This is a genomic window from Streptomyces sp. NBC_01549, from assembly GCF_026339955.1.
Lineage (GTDB): Bacteria > Actinomycetota > Actinomycetes > Streptomycetales > Streptomycetaceae > Streptomyces.
On sequence record NZ_JAPEPW010000002.1, the window covers coordinates 1328080 to 1354128 of the forward strand.

The window sequence follows — 26049 nt, forward strand, 5'->3', positions numbered from 1 at the left end:
AGCACCGGGTGTCCAGTCACCCGGCCGACGGCAGCACGGAGGAGAGCAGCGTGGGAGTTTCCCTGTCCAAAGGCGGCAATGTCTCGCTCAGCAAGGAAGCGCCGGGCCTGACCGCGGTCCTGGTCGGCCTGGGCTGGGACGTGCGGACCACGACGGGCACCGACTACGACCTCGACGCGTCCGCGCTGCTGGTCGACGAGTCGGGCAAGGTCCTCTCGGACCAGCACTTCGTCTTCTACAACAACCTGAAGAGCCCGGACGGTTCGGCCGAGCACACCGGAGACAACCTGACCGGTGAGGGCGAGGGCGACGACGAGTCGATCAAGGTGAACCTGGCCGGCGTACCGGCCGAGGTCGCCAAGATCGTGTTCCCGGTCTCGATCCACGACGCCGACGCCCGCGGACAGAGCTTCGGCCAGGTCCGCAACGCGTTCATCCGCGTCGTCAACCAGGCCGGCGGCACCGAACTCGCGCGCTATGACCTGTCGGAGGACGCCGCGTCCGAAACCGCGATGATCTTCGGCGAGTTGTACCGCAACGGCGCGGAGTGGAAGTTCCGCGCGGTGGGCCAGGGGTACGCCTCGGGTCTGTCCGGGATCGCCTCCGACTTCGGCGTCGGAGTCTGACGCGTCCCGCCGGATCCCCGTCCACCCCCCGTCCGCAACACGCCCCCATGGCACCCGTGACTGTCAGTGCCGTGGTGCACACTCGCGATGAGTTGCCGTACGCCTGGGGAGGACGCTGTGTTCGCGGGGATGGACGAGGTCGGCTGGGCCTCGATGAAACACGCCTATGGAAGTGCCGAGGACGTCCCGGAGTTGCTCCGGGGACTGGCCTCCTCCTGCGCGCAGGAGCGTGAGAGAGCGCTCGACGGGATGTACGGGGCCGTGCATCACCAGGGCGATGTGTACGACTCGACGCTCGCGTGCGTCCCCTTCCTGTTCGAGCTCGTCGGGCACTCGGAACTCCCCGACCGGGGCGGCATCGTGGAGCTGCTCGTCAGCATCGGCGGTGGGGACGCCTTCGACGACGGTCCGCTCGAAGGCGAGGACGGCGCCGAAGGCAACTACGCCATGGCCCGGACGGCGATACGGGCGGGTGCGACGGCCTTCATAGGCCTGCTCGCGGACCGGGACCCGGAGGTGCGCCGGGCGGCACCGACGGCGCTTGTGCGCTTCCTCGGCCAACCGGAGCGGGTACTGGGACTGTTGACGGGACGGCTCGAGGAGGAAGAGGAGGAGCAGGTCCGGCCGGCCCTGGCCGAGGGCCTGGGACTGTTCGCGCGCCTGCACACCGCGTCCGCCGCTCCCGCGGTGGAGTGCCTGGTCGAACTCTGTGCCGCTCCGCACGACCCCGGGCTGCGGCTCGCCGCGCTCGGCCAACTCGCCAGCTGCGCGCCCGACCGCCTGCCCTCCGACCTCGTGCCCACCGTCGTCGCGCTGCTCCGGGCCAGATCGCGACGCCCTCGGGTGCCGGACCAGCCCGAGCGGCCCGACACCGACACACTCATCGGCCACCTGCGACGCCTGCGCCCCGCAGACGAAGAGGGGGGTCATCTCCTGCGGACCCTGCACACCGCTCTCGGCAGCCGGACGGCCGACCGGATCGCCCTCCTCAAGGGTCAGTTGACCAGCGCCGAATCGGCCGACCGGTGCAATGCCGTGTGGATGTCGGCGGGGCTCTTCCGTGAATGGCGGGGCTCCTACGAAGAGCTGGTCGTGTTGATCGGCGATCAGCTCGGCACGGAGGAGCAGCGGTTGCGCGACGCCGCGGCCTCCGTCCTGGAGTCCCTCTTCGGTCTGGCCACCCCGGCCAGCGACCATCTGGCCGCCCTGGTGGCGATGGGTCCAGAGCACCGCGTACGCCAGTGGGAGCGCGGCGTACCCACCCTCGCCGCCCCGCTCAAGGCGCTCGCCAGGGCCGGCGATCCACGCGCGGTGGCGGCGCTCGCCGAGGTGCTGGACGGTCCGGTCGTGCCGCCCGAAACGGGCTACGAGGTCCAGCACTTGGGCCCCGCGGCGGCCCCGCTCGCTCCACTGCTGCGCGAGCGGCTCGGCGAGCTTCCCCTCGACGCGCTCGATACGTACGACCGCGCCGTGCCGTTGCTGTTCGCGCTCGGCAGGCTGGAACACGCCCCGGCGGTACCGGAGATGCTGCGGCTGCTGCACGGTGTGCCGGAGGGGCTGCGAAGCCGGGGGTGGCTCGTGCGGGCGATCGCCGACGCGCTCGGCGGATGCGGCCCGGACGCTCGGGAGGCGATACCGGCCCTGCGCGAGCTGCTGGACGGGGAATGCGCGGTAGCGGCGGCCGGTGCCCTCTGGTCGGTGGAGGGAGACGCGGAGGCCGTACTGCCGACTCTGCGAAGAGAATTGGTGGAGGACCCGCTCCACGCACGCAACGCGGCCAAGGCCCTGGGCCGACTGGGGCCCGCGGCCCGACCCGCCCTGCCGACGCTGCGCCGCATGGCCGACTCCGGGAAGGTGTGGCGGCGCGCGATCGCCACGGCCGCCCTGTGGGACATCGCCGGGGATCCCGGGCCGGTCCTCCCGGCGCTCCGCTCCGCCTGGGAGCAGAACGCGGACACCCACGCCGTCCTCGCCGACTGTCTGACCCGGATGGGTCCGGCGGGCGCACCCGCCCACGATCTGCTCCGTACGGAACTCGCCACACCCCGGCGGCACCAGGCGCGCGCCGGCGGATACGGCAGCCATGACATCGACGAGGACGAACAGCTCCTGCGTGCCTGCCGCGCCGCCCTGGACGCCGCGTAGAAACCGCAGCTCAAGGCCAGTTGAGCACAACGCCTCGGGGCATTGTCAGACCCCTCCCCTACTGTGATCACCATCGTCGGCAGGTGGGTTCGGGAGGGGTCCTGTCATGGGTTGGATCGAGACATCCAGTGGGTACGCCGTCACGTTGGACGGCACGCAGGTGCGGTGCCGCAACGCGGCGGGGCGCACGCTGAAGCAGGTGCCCGGGAAGCTGCGGGACGACGTGGAGGTCATCCGACTGCGGCAGTTGGCCGAGTGGCTGGAGCGCCACGAGCAGGAGTGCCGCTCCCAGGTGGACACCTGGATCGTCCGCTCCCTGCCCGTGCCGACGGACCTGCTGGCCCGGGTGTGGCCCGACGCCGCCTGGCAGGCGGCGCTGCGCGACCTGGTGGTGGCACCGGTGAACACGGACGGCACGGTCTCCTTGGAGAGCGCCGGGTTCCTGCGGGACGCGGACCCGGATCAGGGCCTCGGCGTGGTCGACCTGGACGGCGACTCGGTCCGGCTCACGGCGCGGACGGTGGTGATACCCCATCCGGTGCTCCTCGAAGACCTGGAGGAGCTGCGGGAGTTCGCCGCGGAGCTCGGCGTCGAGCAGGGTGCGGGCCAGCTGTTCCGGGAGGTCTGGCCGCGGCCGGACGAGAGGGACGGCGCCGCGTTCGAGTGGAGCGCCTACGCCGGCGGGAAGTTCGAGGAACTGCGGCACGCGACGGCACGGGCGGGCTCCTACGGCTATCGCGTGCGCGGCGGGTACGCGGTGTGCCCGCTGATCGAGAGCGGGGTCGCGGTGGAGGCGGCGTACTGGATCGGCGCCGACTACCCGGAGTCCGAGACCCGCACCGGCGGCCTGGAGTGGCGGGCCGCGGGCGGACGCCGACTGCCGCTGCGGGAGGTGGGGCCGGTGGCCTGGTCGGAGGGGGTTCGGATGGCGGCCTTGGTGTACGCGGGGCGTGTGGTGAACGGCGAGGACGAGGAGGGGGAGCTGTGAGCGGGGATCAGCTGATGGAGTCGGGAGCGGTACTGCCGCTGGGCGAGGGTGCCGGCGACGTGCTGACGGCACGGACGTACGGGCATCCCGTGCTGGAGGGGCGCACGGTGGTGCGGCTGGTGCCCGAGGCGATCGGGGCCGCCGAGGACCTCGCCCTGGAGTACCTGGGCTTCGGCACCGCCGACTCGGCGCCGGTGGGCCGGGTGAAGCGCCGGTCGCTGGGCTTCCCCGCCTGGGCGCTGGTCAACGACCCGGTGAACGGGCACCATGCGCTCGCCGTGGTCAAGGAGATGGAGCGGCTCACCCGCATGGTGGCAAGCAAGCCGGGGCACGCCAAGGACGGCTTCGACGAGATCGGCACCCGGCTGGACCGCTCGGTGCCGCACTTCCTGCCGACCTACTACGAGCAGGTAGCCCGGCTGTTCCTGGCGGCGGAGTCGCGCCAGCACGCCGCGTCGTTCTTCGGCAAGGCCCGGGCCGCCGAGCAGCGCCACGCCCTCGACGTGGACGAGGACCGGCTGCGGGAGGTGTTCCTGGAGTTCGCCGGGGCGGGCGCGCTGAGCGGGAAGGCGCTGCGCGACCACGCCAAGGGGCTGGCGGCGCGGCTGTCCGGGGCAGACGCGTACGAGCAGTTCAGGACGCTGTCGTCGCAGCGCTGCGCGGCCGGGATCGCCCCCTACGCGGGCATGCTGGAGGATCTGCGGCGGCTGGCGAAGAGGGCGGGGCTCGATCCGCGTGCCGAGGAGCGTGCGCTGCTCGCCGAGATCCTCCCCTCGGGGGCCATGAACCGGGCGGCCGGGAGCTTCTGGAAGTCCGCGCTGCCCGCTCTGGCGGAGCTGACGCACGAGGATCCGGCGGTACGGGAGCGGTTGTTGACGCTGATGCCGTCCACGGGCGGTGATCAGCGCGAGGAGTTCGACGCGGCGTGGCTCGCGCTGCTCGACGCCTGCGGGGCGACCGGTCTGCTGCTCGACGGCACGGTCGACGCGGCGGACTGGCTGAGCTCCTGGGACCGGCACCGTCAGCGCGGCTGGCGGCAGCGCAAGCGGCTCGTCGAGGAACTCGCCCTGGTGGAGCGGCTGGCGCCCCGGCTGATCGCCGACGGCAAGCCGGTGCGACTGCTGCGCGAGCAGGGCTGGAACTCCTACGTGGATCTCGACCTGCTGGACACCGCCCTCGCGACGGGGGTGCCGGTCGCCGACCCCTCGCCGGGGACCGAGGGCCTGGAACTGCGCTACTGGACGGACGACGAGCGCCCGGGCCGCCGGGACCTGGCCGCGGTCACCACCGACCCGCGCTTCGCTCCCCTGTTGCGCAGGGCGGTGGAGAGCCTGTCGATCGGGGACGGACCGGGGTCCGGGCCTTCGCCACGCGTGCGGCGGCTCGCGGACCATCCGACGCTGCGCACGGCCGTGGCGGGCTGGCTTCGGGACCGTGCCGACGAACTGGCCGGGCCGATCGGCCTGCCGGGGCTCAAAGAGCTGCTGATTAAGGTCTCCCGCTTCTCGGCACCCGCCGCACTGGCGACGGCACCGGAGGCCGTCCGGCGGATCGTCGACTTCGATCCCGGCCCGGTCCTGGGCCGCACCCTGCGCACGGGCATCCTCGACGAACTGGGCTGGCCCGCACTCGAAGAGGCCCTGGACACCCTTGGTCAGGTCACTCCCCCGCCGAGTGGATCGCACCCGTGGCAGCACCAGCACGGCCGGTCGTACCAGTACGCGGACGCCTGGCCCGCGCTGATCGTCCGTGTCGAGACCCAGGTCGCGCTGGCCGGCCCCGACGTCCTGCTCGACGCGCGCACGCTCACCCTGCCGTCCCAGGGGCGCCAGTACGGCGAGCCGACGGTGCGTCATGTGGACGGCCAGTGGCTCATCGCGTCCGGATACGGGAACGAGCAGCGGGCCGTCTGGTCCGGACGCCCCGCCGACGTGTTCAAGCCGACGGGCCTGCCGGGCGGCTGGTACGGCGGCCACCCGGTGTCGCTCGCGCTGCCCGACGGAGGCCGCTGCTTCGGCGGCCGGCCCGTGCACGCCGGGGACACCACGTTCGCCGAGCAGCACCGCGAGATCGCCTCGGACGGCATCTCGTACTGGGTGCTGCACGAGAACCACTGGCACGAGTACGACCCCGCCACCGCCAAGCGCGGCCGGGCGTCGGTACCGGCGTTCTTCGACTCGGCGCTCGCCGACGCCCGCCCGGGCATCGTCCTCACCCAGCCGGACTGCCGGCTGCTGCCGGTCCAGCCGGGTCTGGAGGGCTCACCGTTCGGCAGCAAGGACGGGCTGCTCGGCTGGTGGGTGACGCATGATCAGAACTCCGGTGCCTGGACGGCCTGTTCGGTCGACGGGAGCCGCAGTCCGGCGACCACCAAGGGCATTCCGGCCCCGCCCCTGCGCCTGCCGGGCGGCGCCCTCCTACACCCCGTACAGGAGGGCTGGAACCGCACGATCGTCGCGCTGTGCGACAAAGACGGCCTGTCGGTGGCCCGCGTCCAGCTGGGCGACCGCGGCAGCGCACACGCGGCGGGCACCCGCTTCCTGCCGCCGCTGTGGTACTGGCACGCGCTGCGCCCGCGCGACGAGCACGGCTCGGCCGCACTGCGGGCCGTGACCGACGCCGACGCCACCGCCCTGCTGGCCGCCGTCCGGGACGGCGAGAGCCCGCGGGAGGCCGTGGCCCGGCTGCTGCCCGCCGTCACCGACGAGCGGCTCGCCCTCGGCGTGGCCGGGTTGGTCGAGGAGACGGCCCGCTGCGCCCAGCGGATCGCCAGGCTCGCCGAGCGGGCCGAGCGGCCGGTCGCCATGCCGCGGGACGAAGAGAAGGAAGTCCGGCACGCGTACGACCACGTCCTGCGCGAGGCGTTGCGCGAGCTCACCGCTCCCGGACACTTCTACGGTTACTACGGCAACGAGCAGCACGCCACCACCGCGGTCGACCAGCTCAGGGCCTTGCGCTCGCTGTTGGCCCCGGGCACACCGCCCGCGAAGTTCCCGTTCGTCGGCACCGGAGTCGCCTGGCTCTCACTGACCGGTCCCGGCACGGCGGCGGCCGCCCTGCGCGCCGCCGCGCCCACCACGCCCGAGGACCAGCGCGCCGCGCTGCTGGAATTCCTCGACGTCGTCCTGTCGGTCGGCGACGGCGTGCTGGTCGATCCCCGCGGACGGCTGCGGGTCGCGCAGCTCAAGGCCTCCCGGTCGGAGCGGCCGGAGCGGGTCGGGGAGGTACTGGCCTCGGGCGACCGGCGACTGCTGATCCTGTCCTGCCAGAGGGTCGACGCGGACGACGCGTATTGGAGCGCCGTCGAGTACGACCCGGCAGGCGAGTTCGGTCCCTGGGAGGGCTTCGCGCTCATCGAGTCCGAGATCCGGGGCACGTCCGGGGACGAGACGGTGGCGCCCGCCGTGCGACGGTTGGTGGCGCTCGTCAGGGAGCGGGGACCGCTGCCCTACCGGCCGGAGCAGGCACGGGTGTTCGCCGAGCGGGTCGGGGTGAGCGCGGTGGCCGGAGCGCTGCTGCTCCTGGGGCTGCCCGGGCTCAACTCGTACGGCAAGGAGGGGCTCCTGCCCGCGGAGCGGCTCGAGCCGCTGGGCGCGAAGAGCGCGGAGGCGCAGGCCGCTCGGAGCGCACTCAGCGAACTCGCGGTCGGGGAGCGGCAGTTGTTCGCTGCCGCCCTGATCCCCTTGGATCCCGGGCACATGGAGCGACTGTGGACCGACGGTTTCGACCTGGAGCCCGTCGTACGGCTCTGGATCGACCGGCGCGGGCAGCGGCGGGCGGCGCCGCCCGAGCTGATCGCGCGGATGGTGAGCGAGATCGGTCCGGGCCGGATGCTCGACGCCGTCCTCAACCCCCAGGCGCGCCCTGAGCTGACCGGTCGCACCGAGCAGCGGATGCGGGGCAACGGACTCGAACCGCTGGACGCGCCGGCCCTGTTCACCGGCTCCACCCTGGCCGCGTACGTCAGCATGCTGCGCTGGCTCGCTTATCGGCTCCCGTACGGCGATCCGCTGCGCGCGATGCTGCCCGAGACCCTGCGCATGCTCCGCGAACGTCTCACCGACCCCGGACTGCTGCTCGACCTCGGGGTGACCTGGGGACATGACGGGGACATGGTGTCGACCCGGATACGGGAGACGTTCGGGCTGCCCGCCCAAGGGGGCGGTGACGCGGAGGGCGTGCTGCGGGCGGGCCCGGCGATCGTGCTGGCGCCGATGCGGCACCGCTCGGAGTGGGACACCGTATGGCTAAGGCCGTCGGCCGTGCTGCCGCAGGCGGGCGAGGAGGGCGGACCCGATCACCCGGCGCTGCGGCTGCTCGCGGCGCTGAGCCGGGACAGCGGGCAACTGCGGTCGCTGCGCACCCTGCTGAGCGAGGAGTTCACCGCCCTGATCACGGCGGACGGCCCTCCCGGAGCCACGCAGAACCCGGCCCACAGCGTGCCGGAGCTGGTGGCCGAGGCGGCGCAGCGGTGCGGGCTCTCCGAGGACGCGGCCGGGCTCTATCTGATGCTGCTCGCGCTCCCGGACCCGACGGACCGCAACCAGGCGGCCTGGACCGGCTGGAAGCCCGCGCGGCTGAAGCGGGCCAGGGCCGAAATGGCCGCCGCGGGGCTGGTGGTGGAGGCGAAGCGGTCCAGGGCCGGGCGAGCGCAGTTCCTGCCCGGCGGCTGGCTGGAGCACAAGGCGCCGCGGTTGCCCCTCGAGCGCTGGAAGGCCCCGCTGCTGCCGGAGACGGGACACGGTTTCGTGGTGCCGGACTGCCCGGTGCCGGCGTTGTTCGCGCGGGCCTGGCAGAGGGTCGTCGACGGCGACGCACCCGGGTTCGAGGAGTTCGCCGGGCGCGGTGGCCGGGGCGGCGGAGGTGGCCGGGGCGGCCGTAGTGGAGGCAGGGCATGAGCGGCGGGCGGAACACGAAGAGCGGGATGACGGTGACGGGTGTGACGGACATGACGGAGGCGACGGACGTCACGGGCGTGACGGGCGCGCGGCAGATCGAGCTGCCTGAGGACCGTCACGCCGAGGAGCTGGCGTTTCTCGCGGCGTACGACGAGGGGCCCCGGCCGCCGGGCTGGCGCCTGACGCCGCGTGCCGTGGTGACGTTCGTGTGCGGTTCGGACGGCGAGACGCTGAGCGGCGCGCAGGGGCAGCGGCTCGTCGTGTCACGGAAGTTCGTGGGTGACCGGGGACTGGTCGAGCGCTGTGTGGTGACCCTCGCGGGCGAGCGGGGTCTGCTGCTGGTCGGCGAGCCGGGCACCGCCAAGTCGATGCTCTCCGAGCTGCTGGCCGCCGCCGTGTGCGGCACCAGCGCGCTCACCGTGCAGGGCACCGCGGGCACCACGGAGGACCAGCTCAGATACGGCTGGAACTACGCGATGCTGCTCGCCGCGGGGCCGAGCCGCGCGGCCCTGGTGCCCTCTCCCGTGCTGACGGCGATGACCCGGGGAGCCGTCGCCCGGATCGAGGAGGTCACACGCTGTCTGCCCGAGGTACAGGACGCGCTGGTGTCCCTGCTGTCCGAACGGCGGATGGCCGTACCGGAGTTGGCGGGCGGACCGAACGGGGACGGCACGGTGCACGCCGTACCGGGGTTCACGCTGATCGCGACGGCCAACCTCCGTGACCGTGGCGTCTCCGAGATGTCGGCCGCCCTCAAGCGCCGCTTCAACTTCGAGACCGTCGGACCGATCGACGACCTCGACGCGGAGACGGAGTTGGTGCGCGGCCAGGCCACGGCTGCGCTCGCCCGCTCGGGTGCCCGTTTCTCCGTGGACGACGCGGTGCTGGAGGCGCTGGTCACGGCCTTCCGGGACCTGCGCTCGGGCCGCAGCGCGGAGGGCTGGGAGGTCGAGCGGCCCACCACGGTGATGTCGACGGCGGAGGCGGTTCAGGTCGCCACGTCGATGGGCCTCGGCGCCGCGTATCTCGGGGACGGCAGGGATGTCGTGCGCACCCTGCCCGGGCATCTGCTCGGCACGGTGCGCAAGGACGACCCGGCCGATCACGCACGGCTGCTGGGCTACTGGGACGGTCCGGTGCGGCGGCGCGCGGAGCAGGGCGCCGCGCTGTGGCGGACGCTGTGGGAGCTGCGCGATGACCTCGCGTGAGGCCGCGGCCGACTCGGCGGCGTCGCCCGAGGCGGCTCTCGAGGCGCTGTCCGCGTGCCGGGAGCCGTTCCTGATCGGCGTGCGGCACCATTCACCGGCGCTCGCGGCGGCCGTACCGGGGATGCTGTCGGCGGCGGCGCCCGAAGTGCTCTTCATCGAGCTTCCGGAGGAGTTCGCGCCTTGGCTGGAACACCTGGGGGATCCGGCGACGGTGCCACCGGTGGCACTGGCGGGGAGCCGGGAGCACGGCGGGGTGGTCTTTCTGCCCTTCGCCGAGTTCTCCCCTGAGCTGGCGGCGATCCGGTGGGCGAGGCAGGCGGGGGTGCCGGTCGTGCCGTTCGATCTGCCCCTGGCCGCGCGGGACGTGCGGGAGGCGGCGCGGGAGAAGGCCGAGGAATCGGATTCGGGCCGTGCGGGAGGCGGGCGAGGTCGGCTGACCGCCGCCCTGCGGGCGCGCGCCGGAGGCCGGGCGGAGGACGACCTGTGGGCCCGGCTGGTGGAGTCGGCCGCGCCGGGTGCTGCGGCGGAGGAGTTGCGTCGCGCCGCGCTGCTCGTCGGCTGGGCCTTGCGGACAGACCCGGGAGAGGGCGCCGTGGACCCGTACGACCTGCGGCGTGAGTCCAACATGCGGCGACGGCTGGCCGAGTACACGGGGCGGCGTACGGCGGCGGTGATCGGGGCGTTTCACGCGCCGGCGCTGCTGCGGGCGAAATCCGGTCCGGTGGGTTCGGCTGCCGGTCCGGTGGGTTCGGCTGCCGGTCTTGAGGGGTCGGGCGCCGGTCCGGAGGGGTCGGGCGCCGGTCCGGAGGGTTCGGGTGCCGGTCCCGGGGAGGATGTCCCCTCGGTCATCACCTCCCTCGTGCCCTACTCGTACCCGCTGCTCGACGAGCGGTCGGGCTATCCGGCCGGAATCCGTGATCCGGAGTGGCAGCGGGGAGTGTTCCGGGCGGCCGGGGAACCAGGGCGGCTGGACGAGTTGCTGACGGCGACGGCCGTGCGGATCTGCGCCGCCGTCCGCGAAACGGGGCATCCCAGTGGACCCGCGGACGCCCGGGAGGTGGTGCGGGTGGCGCGGGACCTGGCCACGCTGCGCGGGCTGCCCGCCGCGGGCCGCGGAGAGCTGGTCGAGGCGGTGCAGACGGTGCTCACGCAGGGCCAGTTGCTGGGGCGGGGGCGGGTGGTGGCCGCGGCCATGGAGCGGGTGCTTGTCGGTGACCGGCAGGGGAGACTCGCCCCGGGGACGCCGCGCTCCGGCCTTGGCCCGGCGGTGGAGGGCCTCCTCGCGGAACTCTCACTGCCGTCCCCCACCGCTCCCGCCCGTCGTGACCTGCGGCTCGACGCGCTGCGGTCCGAACTCGACCGCCGGCGCGAGATCTGTCTGCGCAGGATGGCGGTCTGCCGTGTTCCCTACGGCGAGGAGGCCGGCGTCGCCGGGGTCGGCGAGGGCGCCGCGCTCACCACGCGGTGGACGGCGGCCTGGACGCCGTCGACCGCTGCGATGCTGGATGTGACCGGGGTTCACGGAGTGACGCTGGAGCAGGCGGCCGGCGGCGTACTCGCACGGCGGCGGGCGGCGGAGCGGCGCGACGGCGGTCCGACCGCGGCCCAGGTGCTCACCGGACTCGAGGACGCGGCTCGCTGCGCCGTACCGGGGCTCGCTTCGGAGCGCCTCGCGGAAGTCGCGGAACTGCTGCCCGCGTCCGGCACCCTGCCCGAACTCCTCGGCGGACTCGACCTGCTGAGCAGGATCGGCGCCGGACATGTGCCCGGGCTGCCCGCCCCGTGGGAGAAGGAGCGGGTGGAGGCGGCGTACGAGGAGCTGGGCGCCGCCGGTGTCCGCGCGCTCGACGGGCTGACCGGTTCCACGGACGCCGCCGACGCCCGCGCTCTGGTGGACCTCGCGACCCGGGTGGACGGCGCGGGCGGCGGGCTCCGGCTCGCGGACGCCCTCACCCGCCTGGACGAGGACGGTACGCCGCTGATCCGGGGCGCCGCGGGAGCCGCCCGGGTGCTGCTGGGGCTGCGGGAGGCCACGGAGTTCGGTACCCGGCTCGCTTCCCGCGTCGACGGTGCGGTGACTCCCGAACTCCGGTCCGATCTCGCCGCGTTCCTGCGCGGCACACTGCTCGCCGCCGGTCCGCTGCTGGAGACGGGCGAGGCCGTGGACCCGCTCCTGGAGCGCGTCGAGTCCCTCACCGACCGGGCCTTCCTCGACCGACTGCCCGCCCTGCGCGCCGGTTTCGACGTCCTGGCGCCGGCGGCCCGGTCCCGGATGCTCGCGGCGGTGGAGGACCGCACCGGTCGCGCGGTGGGCGAGTTGACGGACGCGGTGGCGGAGCCGGGGTTCCTGGCACGGATGGCGGCGGCGGACCTGGCGGGGCGTGTGGCGTTGGCGACGGCGGGGTTGGGCCCGTCGGGCGCGGAGCCGTCTCCGACCTCGGATCACGCCCCTCGGACCAACCCCGCCGTGCCAAACGGCCTCGCCATGCCCAACCGTCTCGCCATCCCCAACCGTGTCGCCGTACCCGACAATGTCGCCGTGCCCGACAGTCTCGCCGTGCCCGACAGTCTCGGCCCCGGCGACCGCTGGCGGCTCCTGCTGGGCAGGGCGCGGCAGTTGACGGGGCGGGCCGGACGGATCGCACGCGCACTCGACGAGTTGTACGGGAGCGGGCGCGGCGAAGGGGTCGGGGAGCCCGGCGACGCGGGTGCCGGCGGCGGGAGCGAGGCGTCGTTCCCGGATGTGCGGAGCTGGTCCGAGGAGCTCGCGGCGCTCTTCGGACCCGGGGTACGGGAAGAGGTGCTGGCCGCGGCCGCCGACGCCGGACGCGTCGACGCCCTGCGGGAACTCGACCCCGCCTCGGCCCGTCCCTCGGTCGAACTCCTGCGGACGGTCCTCTCCTACGCGGGAGGCATGCCCGAGCGGCAACTGGCGCGGCTCCGGCCGCTGGTGGCCCGGCTCGTCAAGGAGCTCACTGACGCTCTCGCGCACAGGCTGCGGCCCGCGCTCGCCGGTCTCACACATCCGCGGCCCACCCGTAGACCGGGCGGCCCCCTGGACCTCGCCCGCACCGTGCGCGCGAATCTCGCGACGGCGCGCCGCGATCCGGCGACGGGAGCGGTGACGGTGCTGCCCGAGCGACCGGTGTTCCGCACCCGGGCCCGCAAGGCGGCGGACTGGCGGCTCGTACTGGTCGTCGATGTGTCCGGGTCCATGGAGGCCTCGACGATCTGGGCGGCGCTCACCGCGTCCGTGGTCGCCGGGGTCCCGGCTCTGAGTACGCACTTCGTGGCGTTCTCGACGGAGGTGATGGACCTCACCGACCAGGTGGACGATCCCCTCGGGCTGCTGCTCGAGGTGCGGGTCGGCGGCGGGACGAGCATCGCCCGGGGGCTGCGGCACGCGCGCTCGCTGGTGACGGTTCCGTCCCGCACGCTGGTCGTCCTGATCAGCGACTTCGAGGAGGGGGGTCCGGTGGGCCCGCTGCTGTCCGAGGTGCGGGCGCTCGTCGACTCGGGCTGCCATGTCCTCGGTTGCGCCTCGCTCGACGACGCGGGCCGACCGCGCTACTCGGCCGGTGTGGCGGGGCAGTTGGTGGCCGCGGGCATGCCGGTGGCGGCCCTCAGCCCGCTGGAACTGGCGCGTTGGGTGGGCGAACGCATGGGAGGTACGCACCGATGACCACACTTCCCCCGGTGACGGCCGAGGTGGCGGCCGCCGCGCTGGATTCGCTCCCGACCCGGCTGCGCAAGCGTGCCGACTCGGCCGCGTCCAAGGCGGCGAACTGGCCCGTCGCCACTACGGACGCGACGGTCGTGGTGCGGGTCGACGACGCGACGACGGTCACCCTGACCACCACGGCCGGCGTCGTGACGTCCGCCGAGGACGCCGTGTGCAGTTGTCTGCTCGCGCCCGCGTGTCTGCATCGCGCGGCGGTCCTGACGCTGGCACCGCTGGCGCAGGAGACGGACGGGCCGGAGGCGACGACCGTCGTCCCGTCGGACGCCGGGGCCTCCGCCCGCGCGCAGGACCTTCAGGCCTCAACAGCCGTTGAGATCGACCAGGTTCAGGAGGGGATACCAGCCGCCACCGACCCTCAGGAGACCGGGGCCTTCCAGCTCACTCCCCCGCAGTCCGCGGCGGTCGGGGCCCTCCAGGCGGCCGCGACCGCCGTACTGGCGGCGGGAGTGACCGGCGCCGGTGCCGTGCACCGCGCCACGCTCCTGCACGCCGCCCACTCGGCACGCGTCGCCGGACTCCACCGTGTCGCGGCCGCGGCCGTGCGGGTGGCGCGGCGGCTCTCCGAGGCGGGCACCGGGGACCCGGCGTTCCGGCTCTCGGAACTGACCTCGGAACTGGCGGAGTTGCTGGCCGTCGCGGGCGGACTGGGCCGCGTTCCGGACCCGGAGCTGATCGGCATCGCACGTCGTGCCTATGTGGCGAACGGTTCGCTGCGGCTGCACGGTCTGTTCACCGAGCCGGTGGTGACCGCTTCGGGGTACGCCGGGGCGGTCACGTACGCCCTCGCGCAGGACGGCCGACTCCGCTCGCTGTCGGACGTGGCGCCGGGTGACGCCGACCGGGCTCGACAGGCCGCGGGCTCCGCGGTCCCCGGCGGCAGCGCCCTCTCCCTGCGGGAACTGGGCGACCACGGCGGGGCGATCCTCACCGACCCGACCGTCTCGCCGGACGGGCGGATCGGGGGTGGCGGAGCGGTCCGTTCCGTACGGGCGTCGGGGGCGCGTTGGCACGAGGAACCGCTCGACACCCTCTGGCGGCGTTCCCCTGCCGACCAGGTGTCAGCCGCGCTGCGGTGGTCGGCGGAACCCGCCGATGACCGGGACGCGGGTGGTGACCTGCTCTTTCTCACCGGGACGATCACCGGCGGGGGGTTCGTCGTGGACGGCGGTCCCACCGTGCGCCTCCTGGCGCCGGACGAGCGTCCCGAACTCGCCTACGCCGAGAACCTCCGGCTCCTCACGGGAGCCCACGGTCTGTCCCTGCGCCTCGTGGCCCGGCTCGCACCGGACCGGCCGAGCGGTGTACGCGCCCTCGCCGCGGCCTGGCGGAGCGCCGAAGGTGACACGATCCGCGCGGACCTCGGCCTGCGCCGCCTCAACCGCACCCACCTGCCCAGGACCGGGACGGCCGTCATACCCGCCACCCCGACACCCGCGCTTCCCACGGAACTCGACCTCCTGCGGCGGGCCGTGGACCGCGCGGTCGCGGGTGGGCGTGCCGTCACCGCCGCCGTGGCCGGCGGCGAACTCCCCCGTCGGCTCGGTGCAGTGGGTCTGACCACGGGGGCCGCGTGCGCGCGGGCGCTGGTGGACACCGCGTCGGACCGCCGCCACGACGCGCTGGGCCGCCTGCGGCCGGCCGACCCGGACGCGTACGCCCGCGCCTGGCTCGCGTCGTCCGCCTATACCGCGGCCGCCACAGCGTCCCTCCTCACGGCCGCGTGGGCACTTGAGGGGGACGACGGTACCGCCTGACTCCGCTCCCCTCAGCCTGTCTTCCGCCCCCACAAGGGCCCCACCCGTTGCCAGTCCTCGTCCCACTGCGCCATGCGCCGCCGTTCCATGCGTCCGCGTACCAGCCGTCCGCCGATGAACGGCACACCCGCTACGCTCACCCCGACCAGGACGCCCACCAGAGCGGCACGCAGCCGGGCCTGGGAGGGCGTGGCGGGCCTGGTGACGAGTCGGCCGTCGGCGTCCGTCCACACCGTCACCGGGGTGCCCGCGGGGGTGCCGACGGTCACCCGGGCCTGGCCGGCGTGCGGCGAGCCGTCCGCCGCGGTCCAGTGGACCTTCGCCCAGACCATGTCGGCGTCGTTCGCCGACGCGGTCGACTTCGGCACGTCGTCGTTGAGCAACGCCGGGACGGAGTGCCACTCGGCCCGCTGCCGGGCAAGGCCGCTCTCCACGGACTGCGTCGCCAGCACGCCGGTGAGGACCCCGCCCATCACGGTGAGCGCCCAGGCGGCGAGCACGATCCAGGCCTCCAGCGCGTCACTGCGACGCCGCAGCGGATTGCGCCGCCATCGCCACAACCACACCTTCGAAACCTTCGGACCACGGAATGCCGCCATCGATGGCATCCTCCTCACGACCGCACGGACATGCCACATCGCCCTCCCATACGGGATCGGTCCCTCCGATGCTCACAACGAGTCCCACGACCCGTGCGTTCCAGGAGTCCGGCCACCCCTCCGCCGTGCACGCGTAGACCGCGGCGAGGCGCCGCCGAAGATCGACGCCACCCCGCTGACCTGTGGCGATGCGGCATACAAGGGAGAGTGTCAGTGCCGGGGTGCAGACTGGCCGATGCTGGGACGACGACGTCGCGGAGGTGATCGGCATGGGCGAGGTACTGCTCACCGTAGGTACACGCAAGGGGCTCTTCATCGGGCGGCGGCGCGGCGCCGTCTGGGAGTTCGACGAGAGTCCGTACTTCAACGCGCAGGCCGTGTACTCGGTCGCGATCGACACCCGCGGCGAGACACCACGGCTGCTGGCCGGAGGGGACAGCGCGCACTGGGGTCCGTCCGTCTTCCACTCCGACGACCTGGGGCGGACGTGGACCGAACCGGCGCAGCCGGCCGTCAGGTTCCCCAAGGACACCGGGGCTTCGCTGGAGCGGGTGTGGCAGTTGCACCCCGCGGCGGCCGAGCCGGACGTGGTGTACGCGGGCACCGAGCCGGCCGCGTTGTACCGCTCCGAGGACAGAGGCGAGTCCTTCGAGCTGGTCCGCCCCTTGTGGGAGCACCCCACCCGGTCGAAGTGGGTGCCGGGCGGCGGTGGCGAAGGACTGCACACCGTTCTCACCGACCAGCGCGACCCACGGGCCGTCACGGTCGCCGTCTCCACGGCGGGGGTGTTCCGTACGCACGACGGCGGGGCGAGCTGGGAGCCGTCCAACTCCGGTGTCTCCGCGGTGTTCCTGCCGGATCCGAACCCGGAGTTCGGTCAGTGCGTGCACAAGATCGCACAGGACGCCTCGACTCCGGACCGGCTCTATCTGCAGAACCACTGGGGTGTGTACCGCAGCGACGACGCGGGCGGCGCATGGACCGACATCGGCGCGGACCTGCCGTCCACCTTCGGGTTCGCGGTGGCCGCGCATCCGCACCGCGGCGACACGGCGTACGTCTTCCCGATCAACGCCGACGCCGATCGCGTCCCGGCCGACCGGCGTTGTCGTGTCTTCCGCACGGAGGACGCGGGCAGGACCTGGGATCCGCTGACGGCGGGGCTGCCCACGGAGGACCACTACGGCACGGTGCTGCGCGACGCGCTCTGCACGGACGGCGCGGACCCGGCGGGCGTGTACTTCGGCAATCGCAACGGCGAGGTGTACGCGTCGGCGGACGACGGGGACAGCTGGCGGCAACTGGCCTCCCATCTGCCGGACGTGCTGTGCGTACGCGCCGCGGTCGTCGGCTGAGGCCGGGAGCCGCCTCTCGGACGACCTCCGGCGCCGATCATCACGGGTGGCGGTGCCGACCCGGCCGGTAGCGGGTTCACCGCGTCGGGCCGTCTCCCGCGCCGCTGGCGCGCCGTGACAGGAGGCGTGAGCATGGAGGTATGGGGATGGCGGTGAAGACGTGACGCCTGCGATTCCGGAATCCGGCGAAGGCCCAGGCACAGAGCCCTGTATCGGGACGGAAGAAGAAGCCTCGGACGCGGCGGCGATCGTCACCCTGGCCGGCACGGTGATCGGCTGGACCAGAAGCGCGGAGGAGCTCCTGGGCCGTGCGGCACACGAGGTCGTCGGCGGCTCTGTGGGCCGTCTGCTCGCCATGCCGGAAGACCCCCACCGTCTGACGGAGATCGTGAAGCGCTGCCGTGGCGGCCGGCCGTGGAGCGGAATGGTCACGCTGTGGCACGGCGACGGTCGTCGTATCGAAGTGAACCTGCGGGTTTCCGCGTCGTTCGAGGTCGGCGGCGTCGAATGCTTTCTCGTCTCGGCACGGGAGCGGATCACGCGGTGGGCCATAGGGCAGTCCGTGCTGGACGGTTTTCTGACCCGTTCGCCCGTGGGCATGGCCATCGTGGACATGGACCTTCGCTGCGTCTGGTGCAACAGCATCCTGGAGAGCATCGGCGGCGTACCCCGTGAGCAGCGTCTGGGCCGACGCCTGAGCGACCTGCTCCCGGGCCTGGAGGGGGAGACCATCGAGGGCGTGATGCGCAAGGTACTGCGGACCGGCGAGCCGGTCAGCGACTTCGAGTACCTGGGCTGGAGCTGGGCCGACCCGCATCGGCAGCACGCCTACTCCACGTCGTTCTTCCCTCTGGTGGACGCCGAGGGCACCGTCACGGGCATCTGCTACATGGTTCTCGACGTCACCGACCGGTGGAACGCCCGCCAACTGCTCTCCATGGTCAATGACGCGGGAGCCTGTGTGGGCAGCACCTTGGACGTCATGAGGACGGCCCAGGAGCTGGCCGACTTCGCGGTACCCCGGTTCGCCGACTTCACCGTCGTGGATCTGCTGGAGCCGGTCCTCAGCACCGAGCGGCACGGGACCTGGCTGTCCGACGCGGGTCCGCCGACGGCGCCGCCGCTGATGCGGCGGGCGGGCATGAGTTCCGTCCGGGACGGGTGTCCGGAGGCGGTCGCCCAGGTCGGCGACCCGGTGGACTTCATCCCTCCCCCGCACGATCTCGGCCTCCTCGCGAACGGCGACCCCGTCCTCATACCGGTACTGAACCCCGACAACCCTCAATGGATCGTCGAACAGCCGTCCAGGACCTCGACCATTCGCGAGTTCGGACTTCACTCACTCATCTCCGTACCGATGCGGGCGCGCGACACCGTCCTCGGCCTCACCACCTTCATCCGCTCGCAGAACCCGGCTCCCTTCACATCGGACGACGTACTGCTCGCCCGGGAACTCGTCGCACGAGCGGCCGTCTGCGTCGACAACGCGCGCCGCTACACGAGGGAGCACCACGCCACGCTGACGCTCCAGCACAGCCTGCTGCCCCATACGCTGGAGGGCGGTATGGCCGTGGACGTGGCCTCCATGTATCTGCCCGCGGACGCCAAGGACGGTGTGGGCGGGGACTGGTTCGACGTGATCCCGCTGTCCGGAGCCCGAGTCGGCCTCGTCGTGGGCGATGTGGTCGGCCACGGTCTGAGTGCGGCCGCCACGATGGGCCGGCTGCGTACCGCGGTGCAGACGCTCGCCGACATGGACCTGCCCCCCGACGAGCTCCTGGCCCACCTCGACGACCTGGTGCTCCGCCTCAGCGAGGAGGAGTCCCATGACGCGTCGGCCGACCTGATCCGGACGACGGTGATGGGTGCCACCTGCCTGTACGCCATCTACGATCCGGTCACACGGAACTGCACGCTGGCCCGGGCCGGCCATCCGCCGCCGGTCCTCGTCACTCCGCAGGGCGGTGTCAGTTTCCCCGAACTGCCGCCCGGTCCGCCACTGGGGCTGGGTGGTCTCCCCTTCGAGGCAGTCGACATCGAGCTCGCCGAGAACAGTCTGATCGGGCTCTACACCAACGGCCTCATCGAAGACGGCGCGCAGGACGTCGACGTCGGAATGGCCCGCCTCGGGGACGTCCTGGCCCGTTGCGATCTCCCGCTCGAGACGCTCTGCGCCGACGTGAGGGGCCTGACCTCCACACCGCAGTCCGACGACGTTGCGTTCCTCGTGGCGCGCACCCACGCACTCAGCGCCGACCGTGTCGCCTCGTGGGACGTGGCCTGCGATCCCGCCGCGGTGGCCGGGGCCCGGGCCCTCGCCACCCGCCAACTCCGGGAATGGGGAATGGAAGAGCTGACCATGCAGACCGAACTCGTCGTCAGCGAGTTGGTCACCAACGCCGTGCGCTACGCCCCGGGCGCGGTCCGCCTCCGGCTGCTGCGCGCGTCCCGACTGATCTGCGAGGTCACCGACACCAGCAACAGCTCTCCCCGGCTGCGGCACGCCCGGACCACCGACGAAGGGGGCCGCGGCCTCTTCCTCGTCGCCCAGCTCGCCCACCGCTGGGGCACCCGGTACACCCACGAGGGAAAGATCATCTGGGCGGAACTGGACTCGTAGGCGAAGACAGCGCGCACCACCCGACGGCGTCCGACCACGGCACGGTCACGTCATCCCCAGCGCGGCGGTGATGCCGGCGAGGTGGTCCTTGACGGGGCCGAGGGTGATCAGACCGCTTCCCGCGCCGGCGAGTTCTCCGGCGGCCGGCAGCAGGCGGATGCGGGCGCGCTCCAGCACACTCCGGTCACCGACCTCCAGCGCGACAACGGCCTCCAGGCAGCAGCACGCCTCGTACATCAGGTCGCCCGGCGGCTCCGGCAGCGCGCGCAGTGCCGCCCGTGCCTCGGCACGGCGACCGGACGCCAGCATGGCGAAGGGTGCCGCCCAGGGGCGGTACGGGCCCCAGTCGGCCCCCGGGTCGATCTCGACCGGGCCTGGATCACGCTCGGACCGCGTCCTCTTGTGCTCCAGCCGCAGGCACAGCAGGGCGAGCGGGAGAAGACCGCGCTCCAGGCCCGGCATACCGGCGCCGTCCAGCCGTGCGGCGGCCTCCCGGTAGGCGGTCTCGGCCCCCTCCGGTTGCCCGGACGTGGCCAGCCGCAGCGCCCGGTACCAATGGGTGAAGACCCCGGCCAGCGGCAGCTCGTGGCGCTCGGCCAGCCGGTCCACGGCGGCGGCATGGCGGTCTGCCGCGGCGAAGTCGGCGAGCGCGCCGCGGGCCTGGAGCCGGATGAGGTGGCCGAGTACCTCATAGGTCACCAGGTCGTGCCGGGCGGCCAGTTCGACCAGCTCCGCGCCGATCTCGTCACGCCGTGCGGCCAGGCCCGCGCGGGTGAAGGACTGCATGAACGCCCCGTTCAGCGCGAACGCCAACAGCGCGGGATCGTCGAGACGACGGGCGATCCCCTCCGCTTCGTGGGCGGCCCGCGGGCCGCGTGGTGCTCTGCTGCCGCGCGTCTCCAGGGCGATCGTGGCCAGCAGGCGGCACCGCGCGGCGTCGTGCGCGTCGCCCGGCAGAGCGGTGAGGGCGCGCTCGGCTGCCCCGACGATCCGTTGGGCGAGCTCCGGATCATCGCCGCGCGTCCAGATCGCGGGGACGTCGTAGGCGCCGATCACCCGCGCGGTCAGATCCGGGTCGCCGAACTCCTCCGCGGCGACGATGGCCTCCATACGGTGCTGCCTCGCTGCCGCCAGTCCACCCCCACTGGTCACCGCGAGGTTCCGGATCAGGCTCACCGTCGTCTCCAATCGGGCCCGGGCCCCGGCGGCGACCGTACGGTCGTAGGCCGCCGCCGTCCGTGTCCACAGCCGGGCCGCGGTCGCCGTCGGCTCGGCCGGAGGATCGAGCCCGGGCTCCTGGGCGAGGATGTCCGCTTCCAGGCGGCGCAGCCGGGGCCCGGGGTCCACACCCAGCTGGTCGGCCAGAACCGCCCGGGCTCTGCGCAGCACGCCCAGCGCGTCCCCCTGACGGTCCTGCCGGTACAGCGCCAGCGCCAGCAGCCACCAGGCGTCCTCGCGCCAGGGGTGGGCGGCGAGGTGTACGTCCAGGTCGGGCACCGCCTCGGCGGCCAGGCCGAGGGCCAGTTGTGTCCGGGCCCGCCGCTCCACCGCCTGCAGCCGCAGCTCGGCGAGTCGAGAGCGCTCGCCCCGTGCCCAGTCCTCCTCCTCGAACTCGGCGAAGGCGGGCCCACGCCACAGGGTCAGTGCCTCCTCCAGTCGTGGCAGCGCTCGTGTGGCCGGCAGCTTCGCGGCGGCGCCGACGGCTGTCTCGAAGCGCCAGGCGTCCACGGCGTCCGGCTCCGGGCGCAGCGCGTACCCAGGGCCGTCCGTGACGAGCAGACGGGCCGGGGCCCGGGGCGGACGGTCCGGCTCCAGGACGCGTCGCAGCGCGGCGACAAAGGTCTGCAGGGCACCCACGGCGCCGGGCGGGGGGTCCGCCCAGAGGTCGTCCACCAGGTGGGCGACCGGGACGACCCGGCGGCGGGCCACCACCAGCCGCGCCAGCACGGCCCGGTGTCTCGGTCCCTTCAGCGCGAGCGCGCGGCCGTCGCTCTCGGCCACGGTCGGCCCGAGCACACCGAACGCGACCCGCACCCTTCCCGCCTCTCCCGACACCCTCGCCACGGTACTGCGCCGACGACGTGCTGATCACCCGCTGATTCACGCCCGGCAGGCTCGTCGTGTCCGTCACCTTCCGCTTCCGCCTTCCAGAAAGGGCGAACCATGCCACCGACCCTCCCCGGTTTCGACTACCGGCGTGTCCCTGTCACCGACGATGTCGCGCTCAACGTCGCCGTCGCCGGATCCGGCAGCCCGATCGTGCTGCTGCACGGTTTCCCGCAGACCCATCTGATGTGGCGGCACGTGGCCGCCGACCTCGCGGCCGATCACACCGTCGTCTGTCCCGATCTGCGGGGCTACGGTGCCAGCGACAAGCCCGTCGACACCAGCGCCGACGGGAACGCGTACGCCAAGCGCACCATGGCCGCCGACATCGTCTCGCTCGCCCGCGCCCTGGGCCACGAGCGTTTCGCGCTGGCGGGGCACGACCGGGGCGCGCTGGTCGCCATCAGGGCCGGCCTCGACCACCCGGAGGCGATCACCCATCTCGCCTCGCTCGACGTGCTGCCCACGCTGGACATGTGGGACGTGATGCACGGCACCGGCGCGGCCGTCGGCTTCCACCTCTATCTGATGGCCCAGCCGCCGGGTCTGCCCGAGCGGATGATCCACGCCGCGGCGGACGTCTTCTTCGGTCACTTCCTCGACGTCTGGACGCGGGACCCGCGGGCGATCCCGGACGAGATCCGAGCCGCCTACCTGGCCGCTTCCCGCGCGGCGGTCCCTTCCATCGTCGCCGACTACCGTGCCTCGGCCGGCATCGACGTCGAGCACGACCGGGCCGACCGCGCTGCCGGGAACCGGCTGCGGATGCCCGTGGCCGTTCTGCAGCAGGACTGGGGTGCGGCTCTCGGCTTCGACGCCGCCGCCCGGTGGCGCGCCTGGGCACCCGACCTGCGGCACACCACCGTCTCCTGCGGTCACTTCATGGCCGAGGAAGCCCCCGCCGAGGTCGTCAAGGCCGTCCGGGACCTCCTCGCCGACCGCTGACCACCGACCGCCAACCGCTGACCCCCGACGGGATCTCGTCCCCCAGCACCTGAGCGGATCTCCTCCGCCCCCGTACCGTTTCGCCGCGTGCCGGACCACGCGCCGGGTGAGAATCAGGGGATGACTGTGCCACCTGAGACCTCGCCCCTGTCGGGGCAGACCGTGTGCGGCAAGGAGGCGCACGGTCCGCTGCGTGCCTTCCTGCGGACGGAGACCGGCAGTGCCGCCGTCCTGCTGACCGCCACGCTCGCGGCCCTCGCCTGGGCCAACATCGGGCCGGGCACGTACGAGGCCGTCTGGCGCACCGAGTTGTCGGTCCGTCTCGGGGCGGGCGGAGTCTCGTTGGATTTGCGGGAGTGGGTGAACAGCGGGCTGATGACGCTGTTCTTCTTCGTGGTGGGACTGGAGGCGCGCCGGGAGTTCGACCTGGGCGAGCTGCGGGAGCGCCGAAGGGTGACGCTGCCGCTGCTCGCCGGGCTCAGCGGCATGGTCGTCCCCGTCGTGATCTACCTGACCCTCAACGCGGGCCATGACTCCCTGCACGGCTGGGGCGCGGCCATGTCGACGGACACGGCCTTCGCCCTGGGCATGCTCGCCCTCTTCGGGGCACGGCTGCCCGACAGTCTTCGGGTCTTCATCCTCACCATCTCCGTCGTGGACGACTTCCTGGCACTGGCCGTGATCGTCGTCGTCTACAGCGGCGCCCTGGCCCTGCCCGCACTACTGACGGCGCTCGGCCTCTTCGCCGGCGTCGTGCTGGTGCGGCGCACCCTCGGCATGCGGATTCCCGCTCTGTACGCGGTGCTGGGCGTGGCGGTGTGGGTCGCGCTGCTCAAGTCGGGGGTGGACCCGGTCGTGACCGGCCTCGCGATGGGCCTGCTGACCTACGCCTACCCGGCCGAGCGGGGCGACCTGGAACGGGCGAGCCGTCTGTTCCTGCGCTTCCGCGAGCAGCCGACCCCGGAACTCGAACGCTCCGTACGGCGCGGGATCTCCTCCACGCTCTCGCCCAACGACCGGCTCCAGCAGATGTTCCACCCCTGGACGAGCTATGCGATCGTGCCGCTGTTCGCGCTCGCCAACGCCGGCATCACCATCAGCGGCAGCCAGTTGGCGCATGCCTTCACCTCACCGATCGCCCTCGGCATCCTCCTCGGCTATGTGCTCGGCAAGCCGCTCGGCATCATCGGCGCCACCTGGCTCACCACACGCGTCAGCCGCGGGCGTCTGCACCCGTCGGTCGGCTGGGGCGCCATCACCGCGGGCGGCACCCTGGCAGGGGTGGGGTTCACCGTGTCCCTGCTGATCGCGACGCTCGCCTTCAACGGGGCCCGGCTGGCCGAGGCGAAGATCGGCATCCTCGCCGCCGTGGTCTGCTCGTTCCTCCTCACCTGGCTGGTCACCTGGGTGATCGGCGCCCTTCCCAGGCGGTCCCGCGTCCGGGCCCTGCTCGGCACGGGCACCTCCATCGTCGATCTCAGCGATCCCGTCGACGTGGACCGCGATCACGTACGCGGCCCGCTGGAGGCGCCCGTGACGCTCGTCGAGTACGGGGACTTCGAGTGCTCGTACTGCGGCCTGGCCGAGCCCGTGGTGCGCGAGTTGCTCGCCGACTTCGGCGACGTGCGGTACGTGTGGCGGCATCTGCCGCTGACCGACGTCCATCCGAACGCCCAGTTCGCCGCGGAGGCCGCCGAGGCCGCGGCCCACCAGGACGGGTACTGGGAGATGCACGACCTGCTGATGGAGCACCAGGGTGACCTGCGGCCGAAGGACCTGCTCCGCTACGCCGAGGAGATCGGCCTCGACACCGAGCGCTTCCGCAAGGATCTCCGCGAAGGCACAGGGGTGGCCCGGATCGCGGCGGACGTGGAGTCCGCGGACCTCAGCGGCGTTTCGGGCACGCCGACGTTCTTCGTCAACGGCCGTCGTCACTACGGCGCCTACGACATCGCCTCGCTGTCGGCCGCGGTGCGGGCGGCGCGGCAACGGGCCGCGCTGCAAGGGGTCGCCCGCCAGGACTGAGACCCGGTCGGCCGCTGAGCCGCTGATGGCGAGTGCCCCGGCCCGCGGGTCAGGGCCCCGTCGAGGGGTCGGCGTGATCATGGGAGGTACGGCGGCCCGCTTCGACGCTTCCTTTGATACCGAGTTTTCTGCGTGCGCGCTGGTAGAACGTCGTACCGCCGAGACGCACGACATGAGCCGCCGCGGGGCATGCCGTCACGGTGATCTGGTCGTCCGCGTCGAGGTAGCCGACCACTTCGCCGTCGACCTCGACCGCCAACCGCCCGGTCGTGGGGAGGAGTTCCAGGGTGACGTCCTCGTCCGCGGGCAGGACGAGCGCTCGGTCGAACGACGAGTGCGCGCTGGCGGGCACGACCAGGATGGCCTCCACCCGGGGCGAGAGGATCGGGCCTCCCGCGGCGAAGCTGTACGCCGTCGAACCGGTCGACGTGGAGACCACGACGGCGTCGGCCGAGTACCGGATGAACTCGTCGCCCTGGAGGCGGATCGCGATGGCGGCCATGCCGCTGCCGGGTACCCGTACGAGGGCGATGTCGTTGAACGCGCGGACCTCGCGCCCGTCCGGGAGGCGCGTCCGTACGGCCATCCGGGCCTCGGTGGTGAACTGACCGCCGTCGATCCGGTCCAGCGCCGACGGCAGTTCGTCGACGTCGACCTCGGCGAGGAAGCCCAGCCGGCCCAGGTTGACGCCGAGCACCGGGGTGGGACTTCCGGAGAGCAGCCGCATCGAACGGAGCATGGTCCCGTCCCCGCCGAGACTGACGATCAGACCGGCCCGGGCGACCAGGGCCTCCGCCGACACGGAGACCGCGCTGCAGTCGATACGGCCCACCTCGTCCGGCAGCCCCAGCACCTCGGCCTCGTTCTTACGGGCCCACTGCACCACCGAATCGATGACCGGTCCCGGATTGCGCCGGGGATGCAGGATCAGGCCGATCGATCCGATCAGACCCATGAGAGGTTCCCTTCCGTCGATACGCCATGCCCAGGTGGTCCATCATTGCCCTGAGAGGAGCATTTCCGGCCGGTACGGCGCGG

Annotated in this window: 14 protein-coding genes; 11 read left to right on the forward strand and 3 right to left on the reverse strand. The window is 73.1% G+C overall.

Going from position 1 to position 26049, the window contains the following annotated elements; genetic code table 11:
• Positions 1–50 precede the first annotated feature (50 nt).
• From OG819_RS40800 to OG819_RS40830, 7 genes are all read left to right on the forward strand, one after another.
• Entirely contained in the window at positions 51–626 is a 576-nt protein-coding gene (locus tag OG819_RS40800; RefSeq protein WP_266654206.1) for a TerD family protein, read from the forward strand.
• Between the two features lie 117 nt (positions 627–743).
• A complete protein-coding gene (locus OG819_RS40805) occupies positions 744–2771 on the forward strand; it encodes a HEAT repeat domain-containing protein (protein ID WP_266654208.1) in 2028 nt (675 codons plus the stop codon).
• A 106-nt stretch (positions 2772–2877) separates the two neighbouring features.
• Positions 2878–3759, forward strand: a complete 882-nt coding sequence (locus OG819_RS40810) for a DUF4132 domain-containing protein (RefSeq protein WP_266654210.1) — start codon at positions 2878–2880, stop codon at positions 3757–3759.
• Positions 3756–8657, forward strand: a complete 4902-nt coding sequence (locus OG819_RS40815; RefSeq protein WP_266654212.1) for a hypothetical protein — start codon at positions 3756–3758, stop codon at positions 8655–8657. Before OG819_RS40810 ends, OG819_RS40815 begins: the two co-directional genes overlap by 4 nt.
• 50 nt (positions 8658–8707) lie before the next feature.
• Entirely contained in the window at positions 8708–9865 is a 1158-nt protein-coding gene (locus OG819_RS40820) for an AAA family ATPase (protein ID WP_266634970.1), read from the forward strand.
• Entirely contained in the window at positions 9852–13547 is a 3696-nt protein-coding gene (locus tag OG819_RS40825; RefSeq protein WP_266654214.1) for a DUF5682 family protein, read from the forward strand. The genes OG819_RS40820 and OG819_RS40825 overlap by 14 nt, the downstream gene beginning before the upstream one ends.
• Positions 13544–15361: a hypothetical protein gene (locus OG819_RS40830; RefSeq protein WP_266654216.1), complete on the forward strand. Its 1818-nt coding sequence runs from the start codon at positions 13544–13546 to the stop codon at positions 15359–15361. Before OG819_RS40825 ends, OG819_RS40830 begins: the two co-directional genes overlap by 4 nt.
• 11 nt (positions 15362–15372) lie before the next feature.
• On the opposite strand, the gene OG819_RS40835 is transcribed toward OG819_RS40830, so the two are convergent.
• The gene (locus OG819_RS40835) at positions 15373–15960 is read right to left on the reverse strand and encodes a hypothetical protein (RefSeq protein WP_266632365.1); all 588 of its coding nucleotides are present in this window, start codon (positions 15958–15960) and stop codon (positions 15373–15375) included.
• Between the two features lie 269 nt (positions 15961–16229).
• On the opposite strand from OG819_RS40835, the gene OG819_RS40840 reads away from it, so the two are divergent.
• On the forward strand, positions 16230–17315 hold the full coding sequence (locus OG819_RS40840) for a sialidase family protein (protein WP_266634968.1): 1086 nt from the start codon (positions 16230–16232) through the stop codon (positions 17313–17315).
• A gap of 211 nt (positions 17316–17526) precedes the next feature.
• A complete protein-coding gene (locus OG819_RS40845; RefSeq protein ID WP_266655526.1) occupies positions 17527–19935 on the forward strand; it encodes a SpoIIE family protein phosphatase in 2409 nt (802 codons plus the stop codon).
• Between the two features lie 45 nt (positions 19936–19980).
• On the opposite strand, the gene OG819_RS40850 is transcribed toward OG819_RS40845, so the two are convergent.
• On the reverse strand, positions 19981–21969 hold the full coding sequence (locus tag OG819_RS40850) for a BTAD domain-containing putative transcriptional regulator (protein ID WP_266655528.1): 1989 nt from the start codon (positions 21967–21969) through the stop codon (positions 19981–19983).
• 129 nt (positions 21970–22098) lie between these two features.
• On the opposite strand from OG819_RS40850, the gene OG819_RS40855 reads away from it, so the two are divergent.
• Both OG819_RS40855 and nhaA read left to right on the forward strand, forming a co-directional pair.
• On the forward strand, positions 22099–22986 hold the full coding sequence (locus tag OG819_RS40855; RefSeq protein WP_266654218.1) for an alpha/beta fold hydrolase: 888 nt from the start codon (positions 22099–22101) through the stop codon (positions 22984–22986).
• 120 nt (positions 22987–23106) lie between these two features.
• Entirely contained in the window at positions 23107–25011 is a 1905-nt protein-coding gene (gene nhaA, locus OG819_RS40860) for a Na+/H+ antiporter NhaA (protein ID WP_266654220.1), read from the forward strand.
• A gap of 49 nt (positions 25012–25060) precedes the next feature.
• Here the strand turns inward: nhaA and OG819_RS40865 are convergent, their stop codons facing one another.
• Positions 25061–25966 (reverse strand): NAD(+)/NADH kinase, encoded by a 906-nt coding sequence (locus OG819_RS40865; protein ID WP_266588690.1) that lies wholly within the window; start codon positions 25964–25966, stop codon positions 25061–25063.
• Positions 25967–26049 lie beyond the last annotated feature (83 nt).

Bases quoted from the DNA above. Each gene is read 5' to 3' on its own strand.
- OG819_RS40810 (WP_266654210.1), top strand. From the start codon at position 2,878: ATGGGTTGGATCGAGACATCCAGTGGGTACGCCGTCACGTTGGACGGC.
- OG819_RS40820 (WP_266634970.1), top strand. From the start codon at position 8,708: ATGACGGAGGCGACGGACGTCACGGGCGTGACGGGCGCGCGGCAGATC.
- OG819_RS40825 (WP_266654214.1), top strand. From the start codon at position 9,852: ATGACCTCGCGTGAGGCCGCGGCCGACTCGGCGGCGTCGCCCGAGGCG.
- OG819_RS40830 (WP_266654216.1), top strand. From the start codon at position 13,544: ATGACCACACTTCCCCCGGTGACGGCCGAGGTGGCGGCCGCCGCGCTG.
- OG819_RS40835 (WP_266632365.1), bottom strand. From the start codon at position 15,960: ATGGCGGCATTCCGTGGTCCGAAGGTTTCGAAGGTGTGGTTGTGGCGA.
- OG819_RS40840 (WP_266634968.1), top strand. From the start codon at position 16,230: ATGGGCGAGGTACTGCTCACCGTAGGTACACGCAAGGGGCTCTTCATC.
- OG819_RS40855 (WP_266654218.1), top strand. From the start codon at position 22,099: ATGCCACCGACCCTCCCCGGTTTCGACTACCGGCGTGTCCCTGTCACC.
- nhaA (WP_266654220.1), top strand. From the start codon at position 23,107: ATGACTGTGCCACCTGAGACCTCGCCCCTGTCGGGGCAGACCGTGTGC.
- OG819_RS40865 (WP_266588690.1), bottom strand. From the start codon at position 25,966: ATGGGTCTGATCGGATCGATCGGCCTGATCCTGCATCCCCGGCGCAAT.